Origin of the sequence: Sulfurimonas sp., assembly GCF_026988655.1 — a bacterium.
Lineage (GTDB): Bacteria > Campylobacterota > Campylobacteria > Campylobacterales > Sulfurimonadaceae > Sulfurimonas.
The window spans coordinates 1-8,082 of record NZ_JALSKT010000075.1; the positions used below are offsets into that span (position 1 = coordinate 1).

At 34.6% G+C, this 8,082-nt stretch carries 9 protein-coding genes; 1 reads left to right on the forward strand and 8 read right to left on the reverse strand.

The window, feature by feature from the left end; genetic code table 11:
- The 8 genes from MV052_RS08230 to MV052_RS08265 form a co-directional block, all read right to left on the reverse strand.
- Positions 1-946, reverse strand: a 946-nt coding sequence (locus tag MV052_RS08230) for an Ig-like domain-containing protein (protein ID WP_297443030.1), incomplete at its 3' end; no start/stop codon positions are given.
- A gap of 404 nt (positions 947-1,350) precedes the next feature.
- Entirely contained in the window at positions 1,351-2,697 is a 1,347-nt protein-coding gene (nhaA, locus tag MV052_RS08235; RefSeq protein ID WP_297443033.1) for a Na+/H+ antiporter NhaA, read from the reverse strand.
- Positions 2,697-3,986: a histidinol dehydrogenase gene (gene hisD, locus MV052_RS08240; RefSeq protein WP_297443035.1), complete on the reverse strand. Its 1,290-nt coding sequence runs from the start codon at positions 3,984-3,986 to the stop codon at positions 2,697-2,699. Before hisD ends, nhaA begins: the two co-directional genes overlap by 1 nt.
- Positions 3,961-4,344, reverse strand: coding sequence for a PIN domain-containing protein (locus MV052_RS08245; protein ID WP_297443037.1), 384 nt, complete (start codon positions 4,342-4,344; stop codon positions 3,961-3,963). Before MV052_RS08245 ends, hisD begins: the two co-directional genes overlap by 26 nt.
- Positions 4,337-4,582, reverse strand: a complete 246-nt coding sequence (locus MV052_RS08250) for a hypothetical protein (protein WP_297443040.1) — start codon at positions 4,580-4,582, stop codon at positions 4,337-4,339. The genes MV052_RS08245 and MV052_RS08250 overlap by 8 nt, the downstream gene beginning before the upstream one ends.
- Positions 4,579-5,448, reverse strand: coding sequence for a 1-aminocyclopropane-1-carboxylate deaminase/D-cysteine desulfhydrase (locus tag MV052_RS08255; RefSeq protein ID WP_297443043.1), 870 nt, complete (start codon positions 5,446-5,448; stop codon positions 4,579-4,581). Before MV052_RS08255 ends, MV052_RS08250 begins: the two co-directional genes overlap by 4 nt.
- Entirely contained in the window at positions 5,449-6,516 is a 1,068-nt protein-coding gene (gene fbaA / locus MV052_RS08260; RefSeq protein ID WP_297443045.1) for a class II fructose-bisphosphate aldolase, read from the reverse strand.
- A 10-nt stretch (positions 6,517-6,526) separates the two neighbouring features.
- A complete protein-coding gene (locus tag MV052_RS08265) occupies positions 6,527-7,339 on the reverse strand; it encodes a peptidylprolyl isomerase (RefSeq protein WP_297443047.1) in 813 nt (270 codons plus the stop codon).
- Between the two features lie 108 nt (positions 7,340-7,447).
- On the opposite strand from MV052_RS08265, the gene nth reads away from it, so the two are divergent.
- On the forward strand, positions 7,448-8,082 hold a 635-nt coding region (gene nth / locus MV052_RS08270; RefSeq protein ID WP_297443049.1), incomplete at its 3' end, for an endonuclease III.

Below are 8,082 nucleotides of genomic sequence, written 5' to 3' on the forward strand. Positions count from 1 at the left end.
CAACTACACCTGTAATTGCAATGTTTTGACCAGCTTCAGTTGCGTTTATAATATCATCTGGTGTGATATTTGCATCGAGTGTGATTGTTGGAGCTGGAAGTCCTGTATCTACTGTATATGTTTCTGTATCAGTTGCACTTGCTGAGTTTCCAGCCGCATCTGAGGTTGTAACACTTGCATCGATTGTTAAATCTGCATCAGCTACAAGATCTGAACCTGCTACATCGATACTAAATACTAAGTTTGTTCCATTATCTGTCACTAAACCTGTATATGAACTATTACCATTTACAGTTAATGTAACTGTATCTCCAACTTTTGCATCGCCACCAACTACACCTGTAATTGCAATGTTTTGACCAGCTTCAGTTGCGTTTATAATATCATCTGGTGTGATATTTGCATCGAGTGTGATTGTTGGAGCTGGAAGTCCTGTATCTACTGTATATGTTTCTGTTGTTAAAACTGGAATAATAGTATCTATATTTAAATTATCCTGTTCAAGACCATCATCAACAATACGATCCCTTTCAAATCCAACCATATCAAGCTCATACCTATCTCCATTAAAATTTAGTCTATCGTGGTAGTATGCTGTTCCTGCTCCACCTTCAGGTCCAGCTTCTTGTCCAGCTGCTGGTGCGTCTTCTGGGTTGTCTTCTGCTAGTAGTTTTTCTACATCGGCTATGGTTGCTTGTGTATCTGTTGTTACTTCTGTGGTATTTGTGTTTAAATAGTCTTCATTTAATGCTAGTGAAGTATCACTTTTTACGATGATTTCTTTTCCATTGTTTAGAAGGATAGTTGCTTGGCTTGATGCTGCTGCATCTATCTGGTCACCTTCATGGATTACATCGCCTTGGGAGAGTATTTTTACTGCTCCATCTTGTGTTGTTACTTTTACTGTACCTATTAACTCTTTTATTGTGCCGATTACTTTTGCCATGATGTAGCCTTTGTATTAGACTTCTCGCATAACCCCTTGTAGTCTCAGAGGAATTAGAAGTAGTGAGATTGTACAAAATCTTTTTTGAGTAATAGCCGTAGCTATTGTGATGAAAAGTTTTCACAGAAACATCACTTCGTGACCGCTTCGCTTGTTTTGTGCAAGATTGCTACTTCTAATTCCTCCCTACGGGCAACTCATAGATAAACTTGAGCTAAGGGCGTTCATCTCATCCGTGCACAAGGCTACGCAAGAGATAAACTGCCTCACTCAATCTTATCTATGAGTTGCTGAGACTGCAAGAGATTATGCGAGAAGTCTATTATTTTATTATATAAATATTACAATAATATCACTACAAAATCTATTGTACAAAGGTACATATAAAAATTTAATTTGTCATATTAGCACACAGAGTCTACTCTCTTTGCAACATACTTTAGCCAAAAGAATCCAAATAATCCTGCAAATAAAGATGCGGATAAGATGCCTACTTTTGCTTGAAAGATAAGTTCTGGATTACCTATAAATGCTAAATCAGCAACAAAAATTGACATAGTAAAACCAATTCCCCCAAGGAATGATACACCAAAAATCTGGCTCATAGTACTTCCTGCTGGTAGTCTTGCAATTCCAAGCTTTATAGCTATCCATGAAACTCCAAATATACCTAAAACTTTTCCCAGTATAAGACCTGCTACAATACCCATTGAAACTGGCTTAACTATAGTAGAGCCTAAAGAGCCAAAGTCTATTGCAATGCCTGCATTTGCAAGGGCAAAAAGAGGTATAACAACTAAAGCAACCATAAGGTGTAAATCATTTTCTAATCTTCCTGCTGGTGTTCCTACTGAGTCTATCCTGTCTTTAATATTTTGTAGTATTGCTTTTTGTTCTTCGTGCATAGCATGATTTTCACCAACTTCATACTCGTCATATTTATCTAATAACTTTTTTGTACTTTTTGTAAAATCTGATGGATGAAGTTTTGGCTTAGAGGGAATTGCCATAGCGGCGATTACACCTGCTATAGTTGCATGAACACCTGATTCTAGCATAAAAAACCACATAAAAAAACCAATTACAAAATATGGTAAAATCATATGAATTCCAACTCTGTTAAACAGTATCATAACCAAAAATGACCCACCTGCCAAAAGTAGTGGCAGCATATTTATGGTATCAGTATAAAATATAGCTATCACTAAAACAGCACCAAGATCATCTACGATAGCCAAAGCAACTAAAAAAGTCACGAGAGTAGTTGGCACTCTTTTGCCTAAAAGAACCAAAGCACTAATAGCAAATGCTATATCAGTAGCCATAGGAATTCCCCAACCTGATGCTCCTTCTCCACCTGAATTAATGCCAATATATATTAAAGCAGGGATAACCATACCACCAACTGCAGCCAATATAGGTAAAATTGCAACTTTAATGTTAGAGAGTTCACCTACAAGAATCTCTCTTTTTATCTCTAGTCCGATTATAAAGAAAAATATTGCCATTAAGCCATCGTTTATCCAGTGATGAATAGTATTTGATAGCTTCCATGAGCCAACATTTAAGTCTATATATGTGTGAAAAAAGTGTACATACCCATCTGAAAGTGGACTATTTGCAAGTATAAGTGCAACTACTGTCATAAACATCAAAACAAGTCCAGTAGTTGTTTGTGCATGCAAAAAATGCTCAAATGGTGTTGAAATCTTGTTGAATGCTTTTTCCCAAGGTGCGTAAAGTTTTTTCATTATTTTAACCTCTCTAATACTGAAGCTTCATGGGCTCCTAGCCCTTCTGTTTTAGCCAATAAGGCACACTCACTTCCAATCTCTCTAATACCCTCTTCACTCATACAAATAATAGAAGATTTCTTTAAAAAGTTTTCAACTCCCAATGGAGAATAAAACTTTGCAGTTCCCCCTGTTGGTAGCGTATGATTTGGCCCAGCTATATAATCGCCAATAGGTTCTGGCGTATATCTACCCATAAAAATAGCCCCTGCATGCCTGATGCGAGGCAACAGATCAAATGGCTGCTCTGTCATAACCTCAAGATGTTCTGGTGCAATCCTGTTCATAAGATCAAGTGCCTCATCCATATCAGTAGCAACGATGATAGCCCCACGCTCTTTTATAGAAGCCATCGCTATATCTTTTCTTTCAAGTTTTTCTAGCCATTCATATACTTTTTTACTTGTTCTATCTGCTACTTCTTGTGATGATGTAATCAAAATAGAACTTGCCATCTCATCATGCTCTGCTTGACTCAATAAATCTATAGCCAAAAAGTTGCAATCAGCACTTTCATCTGCTAAGATTCCTATCTCACTTGGTCCTGCAATCATATCTATATTTACCTCTCCAAAAACAAGTTTTTTCGCAGTCGCAACAAAGATATTGCCAGGTCCTGTTATGACATCTACTTTTGGTATAGTTTTAGTTCCATATGCCATAGCTGCAATAGCACTTGCACCTCCAACTCTGTATGCTTTTTTTATACCACAAAGGTGCATAGCAGCTAAAAGAAGTGAGTTAAGCTCATTATTTGGAGCTGGTGTGCAGACTACTATCTCTCTAACACCTGCTACGATTGCAGGTATTGCATTCATCAAAAGACTACTAGGATATGCGGCTTTCCCTCCTGGTATATAAAGACCCGCCCTATCAACTGGAGTGACTTTTTGCCCTAATACATTGCCATTATCCTCAAAGTCAAGCCATGAGTTTGGCTTTTGTTTTTGATGGTAACTTTTAATCCTATCATATGCAAGTTGTAAGGCATCTTTTAATCTTTTGTCTAACTCACTATAGGCTTTTTCCATAGATTCGCAAGATATTTCTAGCTCTTTATCACTATTTGGAGTCCAGCTATCAAACTTAGATATATGACTTTTTAGAGCATCATTGCCATCTTTTTTTATATCTGAGATTATATTAAGAACAATCTTAGATACATTGTCCATATCCATATGTCCTCGTTTTAGTAGCTCATCAAACTCTTTTTGAAAATTTTTATCTGTTGTTTTTATCTGTTTCATTTTCTATACACCTATTTAGTTTTTTATCAAAAGTTATTATCTCATCTATATGAGAATATGCACATAAAATACAATCTACAAAATCTATATTTTTTATTTTAAAAATTTCTAACGATTTTTTAATGATTTTATAATTTGATGTAGATATATTCTCAAAACTCACTAACTCAGTAAGTTGACTAGAAATATCCTCCCTAGAAATTTTATATACACCACTCAACACATAAACTACTTCTGCTAATACCTCATTTGATATAAATACATTTCTTTTTGTCAGAATTTCTTCTGCAGTATTTGCCATTTCTATATTATCGTTTATTAGATATCTAACGATATAGTTTGTATCTATTCTAATCATTACTATATTTTTCTATAATATGTTGTTTCCAAGCATCTTCTTCTAAATCTACTAAAGACTTATTGGCATAACTACTAAATACACCCTTTAATGACTTATTGGATGTACTTAGCTTTTTTTCATCCATATTTTTTTCATCCACAGGAAACATTATAATCTCTATATCTCTATCAATATAACTTGTTGGTATACTAATATTTAGACTTGTATACTGTGGCCTAATCATCTCTCTAATCATGGTTTATATTTCCTCTTATATCTTTCTAGCATTGACTCATTGCCTTTTAATCCACCTTGATGGATATATATTGGTGTTCCTTCTATATTGTCTATATGCAAAAGAAACTTTGTCCATCCAACTGGGTCATACATCAAATCAAATGTAATACCCATATCTTTTTTTATTTCTAACCAAATTTCATAGAGTTCTTTATAAATTTTACCATAATGATACTTTTTTTTGCAACTTAATATTTTAGGGAATTTTTTTTCATTTAATTCTAGTTCTAAAAATTGGTTTTTTAGATACTCATCTCCACCAACTGTGCTACAGGTAAAAACTCTAAAAGGTAGGTTTTTTTGCAGAAAAAGTGCCGTTGTTCCTGTTCCTGATGGCAGATAAATATATGGGTTCTCAATACTACTTCTCTTAATATCTTTTTTCAGCTCATCTGCTAAGACTTTTACACCAAACTCTGCCTCTTTTTGTCTTCCACCCTCTTCTATTACCAAATCACTACTATCTGTAAACATATAAGCATCTTCTTGCCTTTGTATAGTTTCGAAAATCTGCATTCCATTTTCTAAAGAGTGTTTGTAGTTTCCTATTGGATGTTCTTTTAAAAAATCTGGTATATGATTGCAAAAGTATATGAACTCCCAACCTCTCATGCGAGCCATAACAGAGAGTGAGTACATCGCATTGGATTGGTTTGAACCATATGAAACTAAACGCTTTACATGTGGAAACTCTTGGTTAAAAAACCAATGAAATTTCCTAGCTTTATTGCCAGAAAAGTCTACATGTAGAGCATCATCTCTCTTTACAAATATCTCCCTGCCCCGAAAAGTATGCTTTTCAAAAGGCGAGGGAGAAAATGTCATCTAGTTTCTATTTAAACAGTTCAAGTCTTCAAAAGCACGCTTAAGCCTAGCAATAGTTGCTTCTTCTCCTGCTCTTAACCATTTTCTTGGGTCATAGTACTTTTTATTTGGCTTATCAGCACCATCTGGATTGCCAATCTGAGTTTGCAGGTATGCTTCATACTTTTCTATGTACTCCTTTGTACCTTTCCAAAAAGACCACTGAGTGTCAGTATCTATATTCATTTTGATTACACCATACTCAATAGACTCTCGGATGTCAGCTAACTCACTACCACTTCCACCATGAAAAACAAAATTTACTGGCTTCTCTTTTGTGTCAAATTTTTTCTGTATATACTTTTGAGAATTGTCCAATATTTTTGGAGTTAAGTGAACATTTCCCGGTTTATAAACACCATGAACATTGCCAAATGAAGCTGCAATAGTAAAGTTAGGTCCAATCTCCATCAACTGCTCATATGCATATGCAACATCTTCTGGCTGAGTATATAGTGCTGAGTTATCTAAGTGAGTGTTATCTACACCATCTTCCTCTCCACCAGTACAACCAAGTTCAATCTCAAGAGTCATACCAATCTTACTCATGCGTTCATGATATGCTCTACATGTAGAGATATTATCTTCCAAATTCTCTTCTGAAAGATCTATCATATGAGAGCTATATAGTGGCTTTCCAGTTTTTTCAAAGTGAGCTTCACTTGCATCAAGAAGTGCATCTATCCAAGGAAGAAGTTTTCTTGCAGCATGATCTGTATGAAGGATTACAGGCACACCATAAGAAACTGCTACAGTATGAACATGTAATGCTCCACTTATCGCACCTAAAACAGCCCCATCAATACTATCTATACCTTTGCCTGCATAAAATTGTGCTCCACCATTTGAAAATTGAACAATTACAGGTGAATTCACATTTTTTGCAGATTCTAAAACAGCATTTACAGAGCTTGTACTTACAACATTTACAGCAGGAAGTGCATAGCCATTTGCTTTAGCTACTTCGAAAACTTTTGTAACATCATCACCACTTATAACACCAGGTTCTACAAAATCAAACAATCCCATGTAATGCCTTTTATTTAATAACGATTTTTGCTTTTTTTCTTAACTCTTTTGCTTTTTGTGCAACTTCTTTACGGAATTTTTCCATTTTTAGTCCATTTTCTATTTGAACTTTTGCATCTTCAAACTTAACTTTATCGCCACCTTTTTTATCTTCAGTTAAAATCACATGGTAACCAAACTGAGTCTTAACAGGAGTTTTTGTAACTTCACCTTTACCTTGTCCAAATGCAGCTTCACTAAAAGCTCCTACCATCTGCTTTTTGTTAAACCATCCAAGATCTCCACCATTTGCACCACTTGGTCCAGTTGATTTTGTTTTAGCAAGCTCTATAAATTTTTTAGTTAAAGCTTCACCTTTTAAATCTTTAAGCTCTTTAATAATATCTTTCGCTTCTTGCTCAGTTTTTACAACAATATGTCTAGCTTTTACTGTTGCTGGCTTTACAAATTTGTCTTTATTCTTATCAAAATATGCTTTTGCATCTTTCTCTGCAATTTTAATATCTTTAAATACTTTTTTCATCCAAAGCTCAAGTGCTAAGTCTGACTTGATAACATCTAGAGTCTTTTTATATTCAGGATCTTTTTCTATACCAGATCTGATAGCCTCTTTTGATAAAAGTTTTCTCTCAATAGCTTGGTCTATTACCTTCTTTTGCTGGTCTGGTTGAAGCTGAGAAAATTTTGCACCTGGCATTGCTCTCATAAGACTTGCAACATCTTTATCAGTAACTTCTTCTCCATTAACCGTTGCATAAACTGCTGCATTTAAACTAACACTTACCGCTAGTGCTGCTATGCTTCCTAAAATAACCTTATTCATATATATCCTTCGTATGTAATTTTATAGTATTCTACTATCGTTTGAATTAAAGTATGATTATACTGCACATAAATAAATAATTTATTAATATTTTGATACAATTCAAAAATGAAAAAAGCTACAAGATTAGAAATTGAAGAGATAAAAAAACTTTTTATCCAAAACTATACAGATGCAGTTACAGAGTTAAACTACACAAACCTTTATGAGCTTGTCATCGCGGTAATGCTTTCAGCACAGTGTACTGACAAAAGAGTTAACATAATCACTCCTGCTCTTTTTAAAAAGTATCCCAATGTAAAAAAACTTGCTCTTGCTAACTTAGATGAAGTAAAAGAGATTATAAAATCATGCTCATTTTTTAATAATAAGGCTAAAAACCTAATCAAAATGGCAAACACTGTTGTAGATAATTTTAATAGCGAAATTCCTCTTAATGAAAAGGACCTTATAACACTTGCTGGTGTTGGACAAAAAACTGCCCATGTTGTCATGATAGAGTATGCTGGAGCAAATCTAATGGCTGTTGATACTCATGTTTTTAGAGTAGCTCATAGGCTTGGACTAAGCAGTGCAAAAACTGCAATAAAAACAGAAGAGGAGCTTACAAAAAAATTCAAAACCGATCTTCATATTTTACATCAAGCCATGGTACTTTTTGGACGCTACACATGTAAGGCAGTTAACCCAAAGTGCGAAACAGATTGTTTCCTAAAAGAGTTTTGCAGAACAAGAAAAAGTTT

Bases quoted from the DNA above. Each gene is read 5' to 3' on its own strand.
- nhaA (WP_297443033.1), bottom strand. From the start codon at position 2,697: ATGAAAAAACTTTACGCACCTTGGGAAAAAGCATTCAACAAGATTTCA.
- hisD (WP_297443035.1), bottom strand. From the start codon at position 3,986: ATGAAACAGATAAAAACAACAGATAAAAATTTTCAAAAAGAGTTTGAT.
- MV052_RS08245 (WP_297443037.1), bottom strand. From the start codon at position 4,344: ATGATTAGAATAGATACAAACTATATCGTTAGATATCTAATAAACGAT.
- MV052_RS08250 (WP_297443040.1), bottom strand. From the start codon at position 4,582: ATGATTAGAGAGATGATTAGGCCACAGTATACAAGTCTAAATATTAGT.
- MV052_RS08255 (WP_297443043.1), bottom strand. From the start codon at position 5,448: ATGACATTTTCTCCCTCGCCTTTTGAAAAGCATACTTTTCGGGGCAGG.
- fbaA (WP_297443045.1), bottom strand. From the start codon at position 6,516: ATGGGATTGTTTGATTTTGTAGAACCTGGTGTTATAAGTGGTGATGAT.
- MV052_RS08265 (WP_297443047.1), bottom strand. From the start codon at position 7,339: ATGAATAAGGTTATTTTAGGAAGCATAGCAGCACTAGCGGTAAGTGTT.